Raw genomic sequence first — 16,934 nt, 5'->3', positions numbered from 1 at the left:
CCTACCAGCCGCAGGTGCGCCCTTCGTTCTGCTCTTCGAGATAGCCCATGAGCGGCTCGAAATAGGCGATGATCGCCGAGCCATCCATTTGCCGCGTGCCGGTGAAGGCCTCCAGCGCGTCCGGCCAGGGCTGGGACTGGCCCATCTCCATCATGGCGTTGAAGCGCGCCCCGACCTCCTCGTTGCCGTAGACCGAGCAGCGGTGCAGCGGGCCCTCCCAGCCGATCATCTCGCAGGCCGCCTCGTGGAACTGGAACTGCAGGATGAAGGACAGGAAATAGCGCAGGTACGGCGTGTTGCCCGGGATGTGATACTTCGCGCCCGGATCGAAGGCGTCGGCCGGGCGCTCGCCCGGCGGCACGATGCCCTGGTATTGGGTGCGCAGGTCCCACCAGGCCTCGTTGTAGTTTTCCGGGGCGATCTCGCCGCGGAACACGCCCCAGCGCCACTTGTCGATCAGGAGGCCGAAGGGCAGGAAGGCGATCTTGTCGAGCGACTGGTTCAGGAGCAGCCCGAGATCGGCGTCCGCGGAGGGCACCTCGTCGATCAGCCCGATCTCCCGCAGGTATTCCGGCGTGATCGACAGGGCGATGAAGTCCCCGATCGCCTCGTGGAAGCCGTCATGGGCACCGTTGCGGAACAGGAAGTCCTGCTGGTTGTAGGCGCGCTGATAGTAATTGTGCCCCAGCTCGTGATGGACGGTCTGGAAGTCCTCGGCATTGACCTCGGTGCACATCTTGATGCGCACGTCGTCGACATTGTCGATGTTCCAGGCCGAGGCGTGACAGACCACGTCGCGGTCTTCCGGCTGGGTGATCAGCGAGCGCTCCCAGAAGGTCTCGGGAAGCGGGCTGAAGCCCATCGAGGAGAAGAAGTCCTCGCCGACCTCGACCATCTGGCGCGCATCGTAGCCGCGCTCGTTCAGGATCGCGGTGAGGTCGTAGCCCGGATCGGCATCGCCTTCCGGCGCCACGAGGGGATAGATGTTGGACCATTGCTGGGCCCACATATTGCCCAGGAGATCGGCGCGGATCGGGCCGGTGGCGGGCTGGACCTCGTCGCCGTAATGCTCGTGCAGCTCGGCGCGCACATAGCAGTGCAGCTGCTCGTAGAGCGGCTCGACCTGGCCCCACAGGCGCTCGACCTCGGCCTCCATCTCGCTCGGCGGCATGTCGTAGTTCGACAGCCACATCTCGGCGAGATTGGCGAAGCCGAGCTCGTTCGCGCCCGCATTGGCGATCTCGACCATGCGCGCATAGTCCGGCGCCATCACCGGAGACACCGTGCGCCAGCCCTCCCAGGCCTCGCGCAGTTCCTCCGGATCGCGGCTCGTCTCGATGATGGTGGAGAGCTCCCCGAGATCGAGTTCCTCGCCGTCGATCACGTAGGTGCCGGTGGCGTAAGTGGAATCCAGCCGCGTCGTGATCTCGGCCAGCTCGTCGGCGATGAGCGCGTCGGCGGGTGCGGGGATGGTGATGCCCTGGCGCAGGATATCGATCTTGCGGCTCATTTCCGTGGGCAGGTCGAGCCCCTCGAAGCGCGCCGCCTCGCCGGCCAGGCGCACCGAGAGCTGCGTGCTTTCCGAGCCGACCCGGCTTGCCAGCCAGTTGGTGTCGTAATTGATGTAGGTGTTCTGCACCCAGTAGACCCGGCCGGCATATTCCGACATGCGCGCCAGCTCGGCCTCGGCATTCTCCAGGAAGGCGCGCGCGTCCTCGACGGTCGGCTCGCCCGCAGGCGCGGCCCCGTTCGCCATGGCGCCATCGCCGGGAGTCTCGCCATTGCCCGCCGGCTGCTCGCAGGCGGCCAGGCCGAGCGCGGCGATCGCGGCGCCGCAAAGCCAGATCTGTTTCATCGTGTATTCCCCTGCTTCGTGCGCATGAGCTGCGCCTGTTCTGATCGCGCGGAAGAGAAGACCTTTCGCGAGCCGAGGTCAATGCGGGGCAGGGCGCCCCACCGCTGTGTCAACCCCAGCCGCGCACGGTCCGAGAAGCCGCGCCATTGCCCCCGCATGGCGCGAGGACGAAGGAAGGCCGGCGGGGAGAGAGCGGGTTACTCGCCCCTCACGCCGGCATAGACCGAGCGTTTCGGCGCGGCCATCACGCGCCGGATCATCGGTTCGAAGAAGTCGAGCGGCGCGCTGTCGTAGTCGGGATCGAAGGCGGACTGGTCGTACTTCTCGCAGAACGCGGCGCAGGCCTCGAAATGGGGGTGGCCGCGGAATTGCTCGCGCATGTCGCGGTCGAGCCCGAGATGATGGAAGAAGTAATAGCCCTGGAAGATGCCGTGCTGGGCGACGATCCAGTGGTTTTGCTCCGACACGAAGGGTTTCAGAATCGCCGCGGCGATGTCGGGGTGATTGTAGCTGCCGAGCGTGTCGCCGATATCGTGCAGCAGCGCCATCACCACGTATTCCTCGTCGCGCCCGTCGCGATGGGCGCGCGTCGCGGTCTGAAGCGAATGCTCCAGCCGGTCGATCGGAAACCCGCCGCAATCGCCCTCGAGCAGTTTCAGGTGGGCCATAACCCGGTCGGGCAGCTGGGCCGCGAAGGGCATGAACTCGCCGGCGATGATGGACCAGTCCTCGGCCGTGCCTTCGGTCATGGCGCGGAAGGTCGCGCGCTTGTGCGGGTCGTCGGGCATGGTGGGTCCTCCCTTTGGGGAGGAGTGTGACCCGAAGGGTGGAGGCGAGGCAAGACGCGGTGGAGGGCGGTGCGTGCTTCGAGGCTCGCCCGACGGCGAGCACCTCAGCGTGAGGGGGTGTAGGTGGGGTCGAAAGGCCAAGGAACGAGCGTCTATGCCGCTCCTCCCTCCCTCGCCCTGAGGCGCCCGGCCGAAGGCCGAGCCTCGAAGGGGGATGACGGCCTTTCCCTACATCAGCATCGTCACCGGATCTTCGATCAGGCTCTTGAAGAGCTGGAGCCATTTCGCGCCGGTCGCCCCGTCCACCACGCGATGGTCGCAGGTCAGCGTGACGGTCATCACCGTCGCCTTGGCGAGCGCGCCATCCTTGACCACGGGGCGCTCCTCGCCGGTGCCGACCGAGAGGATCATGCCCTGGGGCGGGTTCAGGATCGAGGCGAAGGACTTGATGCCGAACATGCCCAGGTTCGACAGCGAGAACGTGCCGCCCTGGTATTCCTCAGGCTTCAGCTTGCGGTTGCGGGCGCGCTCGGCGAGGTCCTTCATCTCCTTCGAGATCTCGACGAGGCCCTTGCGGTCGGCGTCCTTGATCACCGGCGTGATCAGCCCGCCCTCGATCGCCACGGCGACCGAGACGTCGGCGTGCTTGTGCTTTGCGACGCGCCCGTCATTGATCCAGCTCGCATTGGCGTCCGGCTGCTGTTTCAGCGCGACGCCGCTGGCCTTGATGAGGATGTCGTTGACCGAGACCTTCACGCCCTCGGGCGCGCGCTCGTTGATCTTCTTGCGGAAGGCCAGCAGCGCGTCGATCTCGATGTCCACGGTGAGCGGGAAGTGCGGCACGTCGCGGAAGCTCTCGGTCAGGCGCTTGGCGGAGACCTTCTGGATACCGTCCGCCTTGACGATCTCGTAGCGCTCGGCCGCAATGCCGTAGGCCTTCAGCGGTTCGTCCTCGCTGATCTCCTCGCGCTTCTCGGCCGGCTTCTCGGCCGCCTTCTTCTCTTCCTTGGCCGGCTTGCCCACGCCCTCTTCCCTGGCCTTTTCCACGTCCGCCTTGACGATGCGCCCGTGCGGCCCGGAGCCTTCCAGCTCGGTCAGGTCGATATCGGCCTCCGCGGCGAGACGGCGCGCCAGCGGGCTCGCCTTGACGCGTTCGCCGTCCTTCTTCGGGGCTGGCGGGGCCTTGGTATCGGACGCGCCCTCGCGCACGCCGGGGCGATCGGCGGGCTTGCCGCGGCCATAGCCGGACTGGGGCCGGGCCTGCTCCTCGTTCCCGGATACCTGCTTCGCCGACGTTTCCTTCTCGGCCTTCTCGGCCTTCCCGGATTTCTTCGCGCCGTCCCCGTCCGGCGCCTTGGCTTCCGGCTTGTCGTCGCCCGGGGTCCAGTCCTTCAGCGCGCTCTCGTCCTCGCCCTCTTCCAGCAGCAGGGCGATGACCTGGTTGACCTTCACCCCTTCGGTGCCCTCCTTCACGAGGAGCTTGCCGACGCGGCCCTCGTCGACCGCCTCGACCTCCATCGTGGCCTTGTCGGTCTCGATCTCGGCGATGACGTCGCCGGACTTGACTTCGTCGCCTTCCTTCACGTTCCAGCTCGACAGCGTGCCCTCCTCCATGGTGGGCGACAGGGCGGGCATCAGGACTTCGATGGGCATCTGGAAAGCTCCGGTCAGTCGGTCGTGGCGCGCAGGGTCAGGCGCGGGAAGAAGGTGAGGAAGAAGGCGGCGATGTAGAAGCCGAGCCCGACCGCCCACATCACCGTCTCGATGCGCGCGTCGATCCCGCCTGCCGAATTGGCGAGGGCCGCCTGGCCGGCCGGGGACAGGCCGTGGGTCTGCTCGATCAGGTAGAGGGTCTGCAACAGGCCCTCGTGCTGGGTCTGCGCGCCGAGGAAGAAGACGATCAGGAAGCCGACCGCGGCCGTGAAGAAGGCGAAGGCGAAGAGCTTCAGGAAGAAGCCCGCCCGCGCCAGGAAGGCGTAGAGCGCGACGACATAGGCCGAGACGATGGTGAAGAACACCGACACGCCCATCATCAGGACGTTCATGTATTCCACCAGCTGCTCGATGACGTCGGCTTCGCTCATCATCACCCTCAGTTCGCGATCCCGCCGCGAGGCGTGTCGGTCGGGTTGTTCAGCTCGGCCTCGAACAGGTCGAGCATCTCGTCCATCGCCGCGTCCGGGCTCGAGGCCTTGCCGGTCTGGGCGAGCGCGATCGCCATGTGCTTGGAGAAGTCGGCGAGCAGGATTCCGGCGTGGCTCGCGCTCTCGATCACCTCGGTGTCGATGTGCACGGTGATCTCGCCGTCTTCCGAGCGGAAGGCGACGAAGAAGGGCGGGGTGCCGAAATCCTGCGCCATGGCGTTACTCCACGTAGCAGACGGCCTTCGCCGCCGCGACGATGTCCTCGACGCCGGGAAGCGAGAGCTTCTCGAGGTTCGCCGCATAGGGCAGGGGCACGTCGGCCTGGTGCACGCGCGCCGGCGGGGCGTCGAGATAGTCGAAGGCTTCCGCGGTGACGACCGCGGCGATCTCCGCGCCGATGCCGCAGCGGCCCCAGCCCTCTTCGGCGCAGACGATGCGATTGGTCTTCCTCACCGACTCGATGATCGTCTGCGTATCCAGCGGGCGCAGCGTTCTGAGGTCTATGACCTCCGCCTCGATGCCGTGCTCCTCGGACAGCTGCTCCGCCGCCTTCAGGGCGAAGCCGACCATGCGCGAGTGCGCGGTGATGGTGAGGTCGGAGCCTTCGCGGCGCACCTTCGCCTTGCCGATCGGCAGGACCCAGTCCTCCATGTCCGGCACGTCGAAGCTTTCCCCGTACATGAGTTCATGTTCGAGGAAGATGACCGGGTTGGGATCGCGGATCGCGGCCTTCAGAAGGCCCTTGGCGTCGGCGGCGTCCCAGGGCGCGACGACCTTGAGGCCCGGCACGTTCGCGTACCAGGCCGAATAGTCCTGGCTGTGCTGGGCGCCGACCCGGCTCGCCGCCCCGTTGGGGCCGCGGAACACGATCGGGCAGCCCATCTGGCCGCCGGACATGTAGAGGGTCTTCGCCGCCGAGTTGATGATCTGGTCGATGGCCTGCATGGCGAAGTTGAAGGTCATGAACTCCACGACCGGCTTCAGCTTGCCGAAGGCCGCCCCGACGCCGACGCCGGCAAAGCCGTGCTCGGTGATCGGGGTGTCGATGACGCGCCTGGGCCCGAACTCGTCCAGCAGGCCGCGCGTGACCTTGTAGGCGCCCTGGTATTCGGCGACTTCCTCGCCCATGACGAAGACCGTCTCGTCGCGGCGCATCTCCTCGGCCATGGCGTCGCGCAGCGCGTCGCGCACGGCGGTTTCCTTCATCGCGGTTCCTTCGGGGATCTCCGGATCGGAAGCGCCGGGGCGGGCATGGACGATCTTCTCGATTTGCCCGGGTTCGCCCTTGCCGGAGGAAGGCTTCTCCTCGGCCTCGGCCTCCTCCTCGCCCGCTTCTTCGGAGGACGCACCGGACTTCGCCTCCGGCTTGTCCTCGCCGGGCGCGTAGTCCTCGAGCGCGCTCTCGTCCTCGTCCTCCTCGAGCAGGAGGGCGATCACCTCGTTGACCTTCACCCCTTCGGTGCCCTCCTCCACGAGGAGCTTGCCGACCGTGCCTTCCTCGACGGCCTCGACTTCCATCGTGGCCTTGTCGGTCTCGATCTCGGCGATCACGTCGCCCGATTTCACCTCGTCGCCGGGTTTCACGTTCCACTTGGCGAGCGTGCCCTCCTCCATCGTGGGGGACAGGGCGGGCATGAGAACTTCGATGGGCATCTTGAAATCAGCCTTCGACCAGAACTTCGGTATAGAGCTCGGACGGATCGGGCTCGGGGCTCTCGCGCGCGAAATCGGCGGACTCGGAGACGATCTCCTTGATCTCCTTGTCCATCTTCTTCAGCGCCTCCTCGTCGGCATAGCCGGCCTCGAGGATCTTCTTCTTCGCGCCCTCGATCGGGTCGGACTGGGAGCGGATGTCGTCGACCTCCTCGCGCGAGCGGTACTTCGCCGGGTCCGACATGGAGTGGCCGCGATAGCGGTAGGTCTTCATCTCCAGGATGTACGGCCCCTTGCCGGATCGCGCGTGCTCGATCGCCTTTTCCGCCGCCTTGTTGACGGCGATCACGTCCATCCCGTCGACTTCCTCGCCGGGGATGTTGAAGGAGACGCCGCGCTTGTAGAGATGGGTCTCGGCCGAGGCCCGCTTCACGCTGGTGCCCATGGCGTACTGGTTGTTCTCGATGATGTAGACCACCGGCAGATCCCAGAGCTTGGCCATGTTGAAGCTCTCGTAGACCTGGCCCTGGTTGGCCGCGCCGTCGCCGAAATAGGTCGCGCAGACCTTGCCGTTTTCCTTGTACTTGTTGGCCAGTGCCAGGCCGGTGCCGATCGAGACCTGCGCGCCGACGATGCCGTGTCCGCCGAAGAAGTTCTTCTCCCGGCTGAACATGTGCATGGAGCCGCCCTTGCCCTTCGAGTAGCCGCCTGCGCGGCCCGTCAGCTCGGCCATCACGCCATTGGGGTCCATGCCCGTCGCGAGCATGTGGCCATGGTCGCGATAGCCGGTGATGACCTGGTCGCCCTCTTCGAGCGCGCCCTGCACCCCGACGACCACGGCCTCCTGGCCGATATAGAGGTGGCAGAAGCCGGCGATGAGGCCCATGCCGTATAGCTGGCCGGCCTTCTCCTCGAAGCGGCGGATGAGCAGCATGTCGCGGTACCAGGACAGCATCTCGTCCTTGCCGACGGGCAGCTGCGTCCTGGTGCCGGATTTCTTCGAGCTTGAGGACCTGGAGGAGGAATTCGAGGAGGACGAGCCCTTGCTGGCCATATTTCGCACGCGAACGAAACGCCGCGCTCCCTGTCTGTTGTCGCGTCGGACTTAGCAGGGAAGGCTAACGCAGGTAAAGCGGGAATGGTTTGCTGCGCTTGCGAATTAACGCAGCCGGCCGGGCGCGGCGGCCGGGCGCGTCAGTAGCGGGCCCGCTGGGGCTCGATGCGCACGATGATCTCGTCGGGATGGGCGAAGTTCAGCACTTCGCGGGCGCGTTCCTCGACATAGTCGAGATCGAGCTCGCCGCTTTCCGGCGACAGGCGCGCGACCTTGTCCTCCAGCGCGATGCGCTCGGCGCGGGCAAGATCGAGCTCGCTCTCGGTCTCCGCGATGCGCGAGAGCGTGACCCAGTAGCTGTAGAGACCGGAATCGCCTTCCAGCGCGTGATAGCCGAGATAGGCAATCGCGCCGGCGATAAAAACGGTCGGAGCGAAGCGCTTCAGCTTCATCCAACTTACCCCATCCACCGTCCGCCTTTTCTGCGGATCGTGCGGGGACCTTAGCGCGACAGCGTAAAGGAAGCGTTAGACCGACTCGCTATGGGCTTTGCGAATCACGTTCGGCCACCATCGCCCGCACCCGATCGACCGGCAGGGCCTCCACGGTGCGCAGGCTGCCGTCGGGGCGGCGATAGCTCGCCGTCTGCGCCATCAGCAGCGAGTTCAGGATCGCTTCCTCCGTCGCCTCGATGACCGCCTGGAAGAGCGGGCTCATCGCCGAATTCGCCAGCTCCGTGACCTCCGCTTGCGCCGAGCGGCGCTCGGGCGTGCGCCGCACGGCCTCGGCGGTGGAAAACGCGATGACATAGTCGCCCGACCCGTTGGTCATCGAGGCCCCGGTCCGCGCGAGGCCGGCGAGCGCGCGCCGGGCGAGGCGGGTGAGATTGCGGTCCGAGAGAGGGGCGTCGGTCGCCACCACGATCATGATCGAACCGTCGGCGCGGTCGTCGGCGACGTGGTCGGACAGGTAGAAATGCCCGAGACGCTCGCCGACCGGCAGCCCGTCCATCACCAGCACGCCGCCGAAATTGCTCTGGACGAGGACTCCGAGCGTGTAGCCGCCGAGGCTTTCGGGCAGGGCGCGCGAACTGGTGCCGATACCGCCCTTCCAGCCGAAGGCGATCGTGCCCGCCCCGGCCCCGACCGCGCCTTCCCCGACCGGGCCCGTGGATGCGCTCTCGATCGCTTCGAGCCCGTGGGCGGGCGTGACGACGCGGGCGCGGATGTCGTTGAGCCCGCCATCATTGGTTTCCCCGACCACCATGTTGACCGAGCCGATGCCGGCGTTCCCGGGCCGCGACAGCGTCCAGTCGAGAATCGCGTCCGCGGCGCGCGGCACGGCGAGCGTGTTGGTCAAGAGGATCGGGGTCTCTATCTCGCCGAGTTCCTCGATCTGGCTGATGCCCATCATCTTGCCGTAGCCGTTGCCGACCACGACGCCGGCCGGGACCTTGTCGGCGAAGAGATCGCCGCCATGGGGCAGGATTGCCGTCACCCCGGTGCGGACCGTCGGTTCCTCGATTAGCGTGACATGGCCGACCCGCACGCCCGCCACGTCGGTGATGGCGTTGAGCGGGCCCGGCTCGAGAATGCCCGGTGCCAGCCCTATGTCGCGGGCGCGCACGCGCTCCTGCGCGTCAGCGGCCATGGCGAGGCTTCCCGCAGCAAGCAGCGCGCAGGCGAAGGCTTTCATCGGCGGTCTCCATCGGCATCGGCAGCTCCGGCGGTTCGCCGGGAGGAGAGCGCGCGCCGGCGCGGGAGGCAAGCGGGGAATGAAGCTTTCCGGGAGCAGCCCCCGAAGCCGGCATCCCGGTTCGCGAGCCGACGGGAGGCGCTGGCCTCGCAACGGCGCGATGGCGCCGAACCGGCCGGTTTACCGGGCGCGAGGCCGCGAGTAAGACCGTGAATCGAGACTGTGGACGCGCGTGTCGGATGGATTCGGGGACTGCAGGCTCATGTACGTCACGATCTGGTCCTATCGGGTGCCTGCTGAGAACCGGGAGGACTTCATCGCCGCCTACCGTGCGGACGGGACGTGGGCGGCACTCTTCGGGAGGGCAGGCGGCTATCTCGGCACCGGGTTATTCCAGAGCCCGGATGATCCGGAACTGTTCCTGACGATCGACCGGTGGGCAAGCGCGGCCGCCTTCGACGCGTTCAAGCGCGAGTTCGGCGAGGCCTATGCCGATCTCGACCGGGCATGCGACGGATTGACGGCGCACGAGGCCTGGATCGGCGAGCTGGGCCGGACCTAGCCCATCCCGAACCGCTTCAGCGCCGCCCTCGCGATGGGCTCGCCCCATTCCTGCACGAAGTGGCCGCCGTCCTCGATGATCATCGGCTCCGGGCAGCCGCGGATGACGCTGCGCAGGCTTTCCATCACGCCGGGGCCGAGCACGGGATCCTGCTTGCCGATCGCCATGAAGCTCTCGCCGCTCCACTCCTGGCTCCAGAACTTCAGCGCCTGCTTGCCGGTCTCCACGCCCTCCATGTCCGGATCGGTCGGCACGATGGCGGGGAAGCGGCGCACGCCCGCCTTGTAGCGCTGATCCGGGAAGGGGGCGGCATAGGCCCTGGCCTCGTCGTCGCTCATGCCGGGCGTCGCCCGCTTCAGCAGCGCGCCGACATCCATGTCGGGATGGGTGCGCGCGTACTCGCGCCAGGCCTCGAAGCCCGGCCCCGGGCTCTTGCCGATACCGATGCCGGTATTCATCACGATGAGCCGGGTGAAGCGATCGGGATAGTCCATCGGCAGGGTGAGCCCGAGCATCCCGCCCCAGTCCTGGCAGACGAGGCAGACATCGGATAGGTCGAGCCGCTCGAACAGGGCCTTCAGGTAATTCCTGTGCCAGTGAAACGTGTAGACGGTGTCCTCGACCGGCTTGTCGGAGCGCCCGAAGCCGAACAGGTCGGGCATGACGACGCGCGCCCCGGCGGCCAGGAAGACCGGCGCCATCTTGCGATAGAGATAGCTCCAGCTCGGCTCGCCGTGCAGGCACAGGAAGACCGGCGCGCCGTTCTCCTTCGGCCCCTCGTCGTGAACGGCCATCCTGAGACCCTCGTAGCCGGGCAGGTCGTCGATATAGCGCGGCGTGTATTTCCAGCCGGGCAGGTCCTTGAATCGCTCGTCCGGCGTGCGCAGGGCTTCGATGGTCACGGGCAGGTCCTCCATTTGCCGCGGAGCATGGCCAAGGGGCGGGTGGTCCGTAAAGGCCGCCGGCGTAAAAAAGACGCCGCCCGGCGGAACCGGACGGCGTCCTTCCTTTCGTCGCGGCCGCATTCCTAGGGCCGCGGCGGGAAGATCCCTACCAGCGCGATGCAGTAGCGGATCGTCTGGAACGGCATCATGTTCGGAACGGGCTGGCCCTGTCCCGTGACCGACAGCATGTCCGGACGGAACTGGTGATCCAGTGCGCCGCCCCCGTCGTCGTAGATCGCCTGGCCGGCCGGATAAGTCCCGAAGGCGGCCCCGTCAGGCAGGTTGGTATCGGGCGGCGAGGACGTGGCCTGCATCACGTGGTTGTGTGCGGGAAGCTGGTTCACGGTCAGCGTGACCGTCTCCGTTCCGCCCGCCTCGCCCTGGGTTCGCGGCGTCAGGCCCGGCCCCTGGCCAATGCCGAGCGGCACACGGCCCCGCAGATCGGGTACGTTGAACGTCGTGGTGCCGTTGCCGCCGAACTGGGTGCCGATCAGGGAAAAGAGCGCGGTATTGCTTGCGATCGACAGCGTGCTTCCATCCGCGGCTTGCCAGCCTTGGGGACAGAAGTCGAAACCGACCATCATGATCTCGCCGATATAGGGATCTGCGTCGGCCCGGGCGATGCCGGTCGCTGCCGCGGCGATGGATCCGGCCGCAAGGGCCGCATTCAGTATGGCTCTCATTGCAAAGCCCTTTCCTGGCCTAGTTGCGGCTCGGGTAGATGCCCATGGTCGCGATACAGAAGCGCGTGACCAGGTAGGGCTGCATGTTGGGGACCGGCTGGTTTCCGCCGGTGGAGGAGATCATGTTCGCGCGCAGCTGATGGTCGAGCGCGCCGCCCCCGTCATCGTAGATCGCCTGGCCGGCGGGGAACGTGCCGAACGCCGCGCCGTCGGGCGCATTGGTGTCGGGCGGAGACGATGTCGCCGTCATCACGTGATTGTGGGTGGGCATCTCCGCGACGGTGAGGGTCACGGTTTCCGTGCCCGAAGCCTGCCCAAGCAATCTCGTCGAGAGGCCCGGCCCGGTGCCCTGGCCGAGCGGAGCGCGTCCGCGCAGATCCGGCAAGGCGAAGGTCGTGCGGCCGTCGCCGCCGAAATTGGTTCCGAGCAGCGAGAACAGCGCCTGATTGGCGCTGATCGACATCAACTGGCCTTCGGTCGACGCCCATCCCTGCGGGCAGAAGGTGTACGGCATCTGGCGGATTTCGCCGATGAACGGCTCCTGCGCCGCCGCAGGCGCGGCGCCCAGCACGCTCGCGAGCCCGCAAATGCCGGCCGCGGCACCAACTAGTCGTTTCATGAAACTTTCCTCCCAGCAAGATGTATGTGGCCGGTTCCCCGGCATGGTTAACGCTAGCACGGAGCCAAGCGACGGGCGAGTACGAATCCGCGCCAATCGCGAATAAGTTGTCGACGTGCCGCCAGACAATGCCTCGAAGACAGCCGCTCAGGTGGACGCCGGCGCGCGCCAGCACCTCGCCGGTAAGGGGAAGTCGTTGTTTCGTCTCGCGCATTGCGCTGGCCTTCGGGCGCCGCCGTTCGCAGAGACGGGCGGTTGCGGGCCGGGCCGGCCACGGGGTTCCCGGACGGCCCGCCAAGCGCTGGGGGCGCGCACCGCCCTCGACCGCCGCCGAGCCCGGTTCGGCGGCGCCCGGTTGATTTTCGCCGCGCCGGGCCGCATCAAGCCCCGGACGTCAGATCTGCGCGAAGGAACGTTGCCATGGCCGATACCCAGTTCGATCTCATCGTCGTCGGCGGCGGACCGGGCGGCTATGTCGCCGCGATCCGGGGCGCCCAGCTCGGGATGAAGACGGCCGTGGTCGAGCGCGACAAGCTCGGCGGCATCTGCCTGAACTGGGGCTGCATCCCGACCAAGGCGCTGCTGCGCACCGCCGACGTGTATCACCTGATGAAGCACGCCTCCGAGTTCGGGCTGAAGGCGGACAATGTCGGCTTCGACCTGGATGCGGTCGTCAAGCGCTCGCGCAAGGTCGCCAACCGGCTCTCCTCTGGCGTCTCCGGCCTGATGAAGAAGAACAAGATCACCGTGATCGACGGCACCGCGCGCCTGGAGAAGGGCAAGGACGCCCCGAAGGTGATCGTGAAGCGGGACGGCAAGGAGGAGAGCTACCAGGCCAAGCATGTCATCCTGGCGACCGGCGCGCGCGCGCGCACCATCCCGCAGGCGGGCCTTGAACCGGACGGCAGGCTGATCTGGACCTATCGCGAGGCGATGGTGCCCGAGGCCATGCCGAAGAAGCTCCTCGTCATCGGCTCGGGCGCGATCGGCATCGAGTTCGCCGACTTCTACGCCACCATGGGTGCGGACGTGACCGTGGTGGAAATGCTCGACCGCGTCGTGCCGCAGGAGGACGAGGAGGTCTCGGCGCTGGCCGAGAAGGTCTTCGCGAAGAAGGGGCTGACCATCCACACCTCCGCCCAGGTGGAGAAGCTCGACAAGGGCAAGGACAGCGTGAAGGCCACGATCAAGACCAAGGACGGCAAGAGCGCGACCACCGAGTTCGACCGCGTGATCCTGGCCATCGGCATCGTCGGCAACGTGGAGAATCTCGGCCTGGAAGATCTCGGCGTGAAGATCGAGAAATCCCACGTCGTGACCGACGAATTCCTGCGCACCGGGGTGAAGGGGCTCTACGCGATCGGCGACGTCGTCGGCGCGCCCTGGCTCGCCCACAAGGCCAGCCACGAGGGGATCATCTGCGTGGAGAAGATCGCCGGCAAGGATCCCCATCCTATGGACGTCACCAACATCCCGGCCTGCACCTACTGCCATCCCCAGATCGCCTCGGTCGGCCTGACCGAGAAGAAGGCGAGGGAGGCCGGCCGCGAGGTGCGCGTGGGCAAGTTCCCCTTCGTGGGCAACGGCAAGGCGATCGCGCTCGGCGAGGACCAGGGCTTCGTCAAGACCGTGTTCGACAGGAAGACCGGGGAACTGCTGGGCGCGCACATGATCGGCGCGGACGTCACCGAGCTCATCCAGGGCTATGCGATCGGCAAGACGCTGGAGACGACCGAGGCCGAGCTCATGCACACCGTCTTCCCGCATCCGACCCTGTCGGAGATGATGCACGAGAGCGTGCTCGATGCCTACGGGCGGGTGATCCACTATTAACGAAAATTCACTGCATCCGGGCGGCCCCCGTGATGCATCTTCTGCCCGATGCCCCGCATCGCGTGACGGGGCCGGACAGGAGAAAATGACATGGTTCGTTTGGTCGCAATCCTTCTTGCCGGGACCGCGTTCGCCGCGCCGGCGCTCGCCCAGGATGGCGAGTTCAATGGCCTCGTGGGCAGCTACGAGGCCGATATCGACGGCGATCTGGAGATGAACGGCACCGCCGTGACGGCCCGTGGGCGGGTCGGCGGAAATCTCGAGATGAACGGCGCGAGCGTCGACGTGCGCGCCGATGTCGGCGGCAATGCCGTGCTCAACGGGGCCGGTATCGAGGTTGAAGGTTCGATCGCCGGCTCCACGCTCGCCAACGGCGCGGGCGTCAGTTTCGACGGCACGTTCGGCGGGCCGGTGGAGATCAACGCCGCGGGCGCGAGCCTGGCCGGGGTCTATTCGGGCCCGGTGACGCTCAATGTCAGCGGTGCCGAACTCGAGGGCCGGTTCGAGGAAACCGTCAACGTTAAGGCCGAAGGCCGCGAGGGCTGGCTGCGCCGGCGCGACCGTTCGCGCGTGGAGGTGTCCGGCGCGCTTCTGGCCGGCGGCTCGATCTGTGCCCACGAGGTGGTGTTCGAGGACGGGGCGAGCCTCGGCGCGGCCCTGCGGGTCGAGGCCGATTCGCGTCCCGACCTGCCCGCCGGCATCGACACCGCGCTGGTGGAGTATGTCGAGCGCCGGGACCAGCGCTGCGACTGACGCGCCTTCCCGATCCTGGGTCTCGCGAGGGGCGGTCCGGCTGGGCCGCCCCTTTCGATTCCCGGCGCTGTCCCGGCTGCCGGCGACCCCGTAATAAGTAAGCAAACGACCACTTTGTCTCGATTTTGCCAAGATTTATCGAAAAACGGAAAAAAGTGCTTGGATATCGAGTTTCGATATGATATCGAGTTTCGATATGGTTGGTCACATAACAAAGGGACACCCTGTAATGAAACGTCTCCTCCTCACATTCGTGGCCGCTCCGGCGCTCCTGCTGGGTGGCTGCATCATCGTCGTGGACGAAGGCGAGGCCCAGGTCCGCACCGCCGGCAACCGCATGGTCGGCGGCGACATGACCGTCACGCTCGACGAGCGCGGCGACTTCTCCATCGCCGGCGGCGACATCGAGGTCACGGGGGATGTCGACGGCACGCTGTCGATCTCCGGCGCCGATATCCTCGCGCACCGGATCTCGCTCGGCGGGTTCGAGGCGAACGCTGCCGATGTCCGCTTCCAGGGCTCGGTTTCGGGCGATGCGGAGCTGAACGCGGCCGACATCGAGTGGACCGGAGCGGTCGGCGGCGCGGCCCATTTCAACGCCGCCGACCTGGAATTCGAGGGTTCGGTCGGCGAGGGGCTTCGCGCCAACATCGCCGATGGCCGATTCACCGGCCTGTTCGCCGGCGTGCGGATCAATTCCGCCGATCTCCACTTCGACGAGAATGCGCAGGTTCGGGGCAGCCTCTACGCCAACGCCGCCGATTTCGTCTTCCACGGCACGCTCGAGGGCGGGCTGGATCTCGCCGTGAACCATGCCGTGATCGCCGGCACGATCGCCGGGCCGGTCATGATCGAAGCCGATCCCGGCCGCGCTCCCCATGGTCGCGAGGACGGGCTCGTGGAGATTTCCGGTACCGTTTCCGGCGGCGAAATCTGCGCCCGGCGCGTCGTCATCAGCGGGATCGTGTCCGGCCCGCTCGCGGTGACCGCGGACGAGCCCGCGGTGATCGAGGCGGGTGCGGATGCGGCTTCCGTCAGCTACACGCCGCGCAACGGCCAGCGCTGCGAGCGCGAATAGGCGAGGGGAGGAGCACATGAAAACGATGATCTTCGAACAGCTGAGACGCACCCTCGCGGGTCTCGTCCTCGCCGGCGCCTGCGCCGCCACGGCCCAGGCCCAGTATATCGGCGGCGATCTCAATCTCGATCTCGACGATAGCGGCGACGTCTTCATCCTCGCGGCCGATGTGACCCTGACGGGCCGGGTCGGCGGCGATGTCGACGGCTTCGCCGCCGACGTCACCATCGACGCGGATATCGGCGGCGACATCAACATGGCCATGGCCGACTTCCGCCAGCGCGGCCGGGTCGGCGGCGACATCAATGTCGGTGCGGCCGACATCTCAATCGGTGGCGACGTGCTCGGCGAGGCCAATCTCGGCGCGGCCAACATCAACGTCTCCGGCCGCATCCAGCGCGACCTCAATGCCGGCGCCGCGGCCGTCCTGCTGGAGCCGTCGAGCCTGGTGGGCGGCGACGCCGAACTCGGCGGGCGCGAGGTGATCGTGCGCGGCCAGATCATGGGCGAGACGACCATCACCGGGCGCGAGGTGCGCATCTCCGGCGAGATCGTCGGCCCGCTCGAGATCGAGGCGCGCGACGTCTATTTCGAGCCCGGTGCGCGCATCGTCGGTCCCGTCGCGATCCGCTCCGAGAACGAGCCGGTCGTCGCCGAGGGCGTGGTGATGCCCGAGGCGATCACGATCGAGACCATCACCTGGCGCGACCGCGAGTTCGGCGATTATGGCGGCCCGGATTTCAACATCCAGATCGGCCCGCCGGCCTGGGCCTTCGCGAGCGTCTTCGCCTTCAGCGCCTTCGTGCTCGGCATGCTCGCCGCGCTCGTCGCGCCGCGCTCGGTCGGCGCCATCGCGGCGGCCTTCCGCCGCCGGCCGGTCTCCTCGGGCTTTCTCGGTCTCGTGGTTTTCGCGGTCTCGCCGATCCTGCTGGTGACGCTGTTCGTCCTGTTGCTGATCACGATCATCGGCATCCCGCTCGCCTTCATCCTGCTGTTCGCCTACCCGGTGATCCTGTTCCTGGGCTTTGCCTTCGGCGGGATGGCGATCGGCGACCTGATCTTCAACCGCAAGGGCGGGCAGGCCGGCCTCGGGCTTCGTACCCTGTCCTTCTTCGTCGCGATCGTGGCGATCGCCGCGCTCGGGGCCGTCCCGGTGCTCGGCTGGGTGCTCGGCCCGATCGTGCTCTGCATCGGTCTCGGGGCCTGGTCGATCGCGATCTTCTCGCGCGCCGGCAATGGCGGCGGGCAGGCCGAAGCGGCGGTCTGAGCCGGC

Annotated in this window: 17 protein-coding genes; 5 read left to right on the top strand and 12 right to left on the bottom strand. The window is 67.1% G+C overall.

What is annotated here, in order from left to right:
• Window position 1 precedes the first annotated feature (1 nt).
• The 9 genes from JW792_RS05020 to JW792_RS04980 form a co-directional block, all read right to left on the bottom strand.
• Window positions 2-1,855, bottom strand: coding sequence for a M2 family metallopeptidase (locus JW792_RS05020; RefSeq protein WP_135996803.1), 1,854 nt, complete (start codon window positions 1,853-1,855; stop codon window positions 2-4).
• A gap of 197 nt (window positions 1,856-2,052) precedes the next feature.
• Entirely contained in the window at window positions 2,053-2,643 is a 591-nt protein-coding gene (locus tag JW792_RS05015) for an HD domain-containing protein (protein WP_135996805.1), read from the bottom strand.
• A 228-nt stretch (window positions 2,644-2,871) separates the two neighbouring features.
• Window positions 2,872-4,296, bottom strand: coding sequence for a pyruvate dehydrogenase complex dihydrolipoamide acetyltransferase (locus JW792_RS05010; RefSeq protein ID WP_135996807.1), 1,425 nt, complete (start codon window positions 4,294-4,296; stop codon window positions 2,872-2,874).
• A gap of 14 nt (window positions 4,297-4,310) precedes the next feature.
• On the bottom strand, window positions 4,311-4,727 hold the full coding sequence (locus JW792_RS05005; RefSeq protein ID WP_135996808.1) for a hypothetical protein: 417 nt from the start codon (window positions 4,725-4,727) through the stop codon (window positions 4,311-4,313).
• 8 nt (window positions 4,728-4,735) lie between these two features.
• Entirely contained in the window at window positions 4,736-5,002 is a 267-nt protein-coding gene (locus JW792_RS05000; RefSeq protein ID WP_158291635.1) for a DUF5076 domain-containing protein, read from the bottom strand.
• Between the two features lie 4 nt (window positions 5,003-5,006).
• A complete protein-coding gene (locus JW792_RS04995) occupies window positions 5,007-6,440 on the bottom strand; it encodes a pyruvate dehydrogenase complex E1 component subunit beta (protein WP_135996812.1) in 1,434 nt (477 codons plus the stop codon).
• 7 nt (window positions 6,441-6,447) lie between these two features.
• A complete protein-coding gene (gene pdhA / locus JW792_RS04990) occupies window positions 6,448-7,494 on the bottom strand; it encodes a pyruvate dehydrogenase (acetyl-transferring) E1 component subunit alpha (RefSeq protein WP_135996814.1) in 1,047 nt (348 codons plus the stop codon).
• Window positions 7,495-7,634: 140 nt separating this feature from the next.
• On the bottom strand, window positions 7,635-7,946 hold the full coding sequence (locus JW792_RS04985; protein WP_135996816.1) for an FtsB family cell division protein: 312 nt from the start codon (window positions 7,944-7,946) through the stop codon (window positions 7,635-7,637).
• A gap of 88 nt (window positions 7,947-8,034) precedes the next feature.
• A complete protein-coding gene (locus JW792_RS04980) occupies window positions 8,035-9,189 on the bottom strand; it encodes a DmpA family aminopeptidase (protein WP_135996818.1) in 1,155 nt (384 codons plus the stop codon).
• A 262-nt stretch (window positions 9,190-9,451) separates the two neighbouring features.
• Between JW792_RS04980 and JW792_RS04975 the strand changes: the two genes are divergently transcribed.
• Window positions 9,452-9,751, top strand: coding sequence for an antibiotic biosynthesis monooxygenase family protein (locus JW792_RS04975; RefSeq protein ID WP_135996820.1), 300 nt, complete (start codon window positions 9,452-9,454; stop codon window positions 9,749-9,751).
• On the opposite strand, the gene JW792_RS04970 is transcribed toward JW792_RS04975, so the two are convergent.
• The 3 genes from JW792_RS04970 to JW792_RS04960 all read right to left on the bottom strand — a co-directional run bounded on the left by JW792_RS04970 (window position 9,748) and on the right by JW792_RS04960 (window position 11,997).
• A complete protein-coding gene (locus JW792_RS04970) occupies window positions 9,748-10,653 on the bottom strand; it encodes a haloalkane dehalogenase (protein WP_206340904.1) in 906 nt (301 codons plus the stop codon). The two genes, JW792_RS04975 and JW792_RS04970, sit on opposite strands and share 4 nt — an antisense overlap.
• A gap of 125 nt (window positions 10,654-10,778) precedes the next feature.
• Entirely contained in the window at window positions 10,779-11,378 is a 600-nt protein-coding gene (locus JW792_RS04965; RefSeq protein WP_135996824.1) for a phage tail protein, read from the bottom strand.
• Between the two features lie 19 nt (window positions 11,379-11,397).
• Window positions 11,398-11,997 (bottom strand): phage tail protein, encoded by a 600-nt coding sequence (locus JW792_RS04960; RefSeq protein WP_135996826.1) that lies wholly within the window; start codon window positions 11,995-11,997, stop codon window positions 11,398-11,400.
• Between the two features lie 420 nt (window positions 11,998-12,417).
• On the opposite strand from JW792_RS04960, the gene lpdA reads away from it, so the two are divergent.
• The 4 genes from lpdA (at window position 12,418) to JW792_RS04940 (ending at window position 16,928) form a co-directional block, all read left to right on the top strand.
• Window positions 12,418-13,830, top strand: coding sequence for a dihydrolipoyl dehydrogenase (gene lpdA / locus JW792_RS04955; protein WP_135996828.1), 1,413 nt, complete (start codon window positions 12,418-12,420; stop codon window positions 13,828-13,830).
• A gap of 90 nt (window positions 13,831-13,920) precedes the next feature.
• Window positions 13,921-14,583 carry a hypothetical protein gene (locus JW792_RS04950; protein ID WP_135996830.1) on the top strand — a complete coding sequence of 221 codons (663 nt, stop codon included), beginning with the start codon at window positions 13,921-13,923 and terminating at the stop codon, window positions 14,581-14,583.
• Between the two features lie 229 nt (window positions 14,584-14,812).
• The gene (locus tag JW792_RS04945; protein WP_135996832.1) at window positions 14,813-15,661 is read left to right on the top strand and encodes a hypothetical protein; all 849 of its coding nucleotides are present in this window, start codon (window positions 14,813-14,815) and stop codon (window positions 15,659-15,661) included.
• A 16-nt stretch (window positions 15,662-15,677) separates the two neighbouring features.
• Window positions 15,678-16,928 (top strand): DUF8173 domain-containing protein, encoded by a 1,251-nt coding sequence (locus tag JW792_RS04940; protein WP_135996834.1) that lies wholly within the window; start codon window positions 15,678-15,680, stop codon window positions 16,926-16,928.
• Window positions 16,929-16,934: the final 6 nt, after the last annotated feature.

The sequence above is a fragment of the Marinicauda algicola genome (genome assembly GCF_017161425.1).
GTDB lineage: Bacteria > Pseudomonadota > Alphaproteobacteria > Caulobacterales > Maricaulaceae > Marinicauda > Marinicauda algicola.
This window is presented reverse-complemented; position numbering and strand designations above follow the sequence as displayed.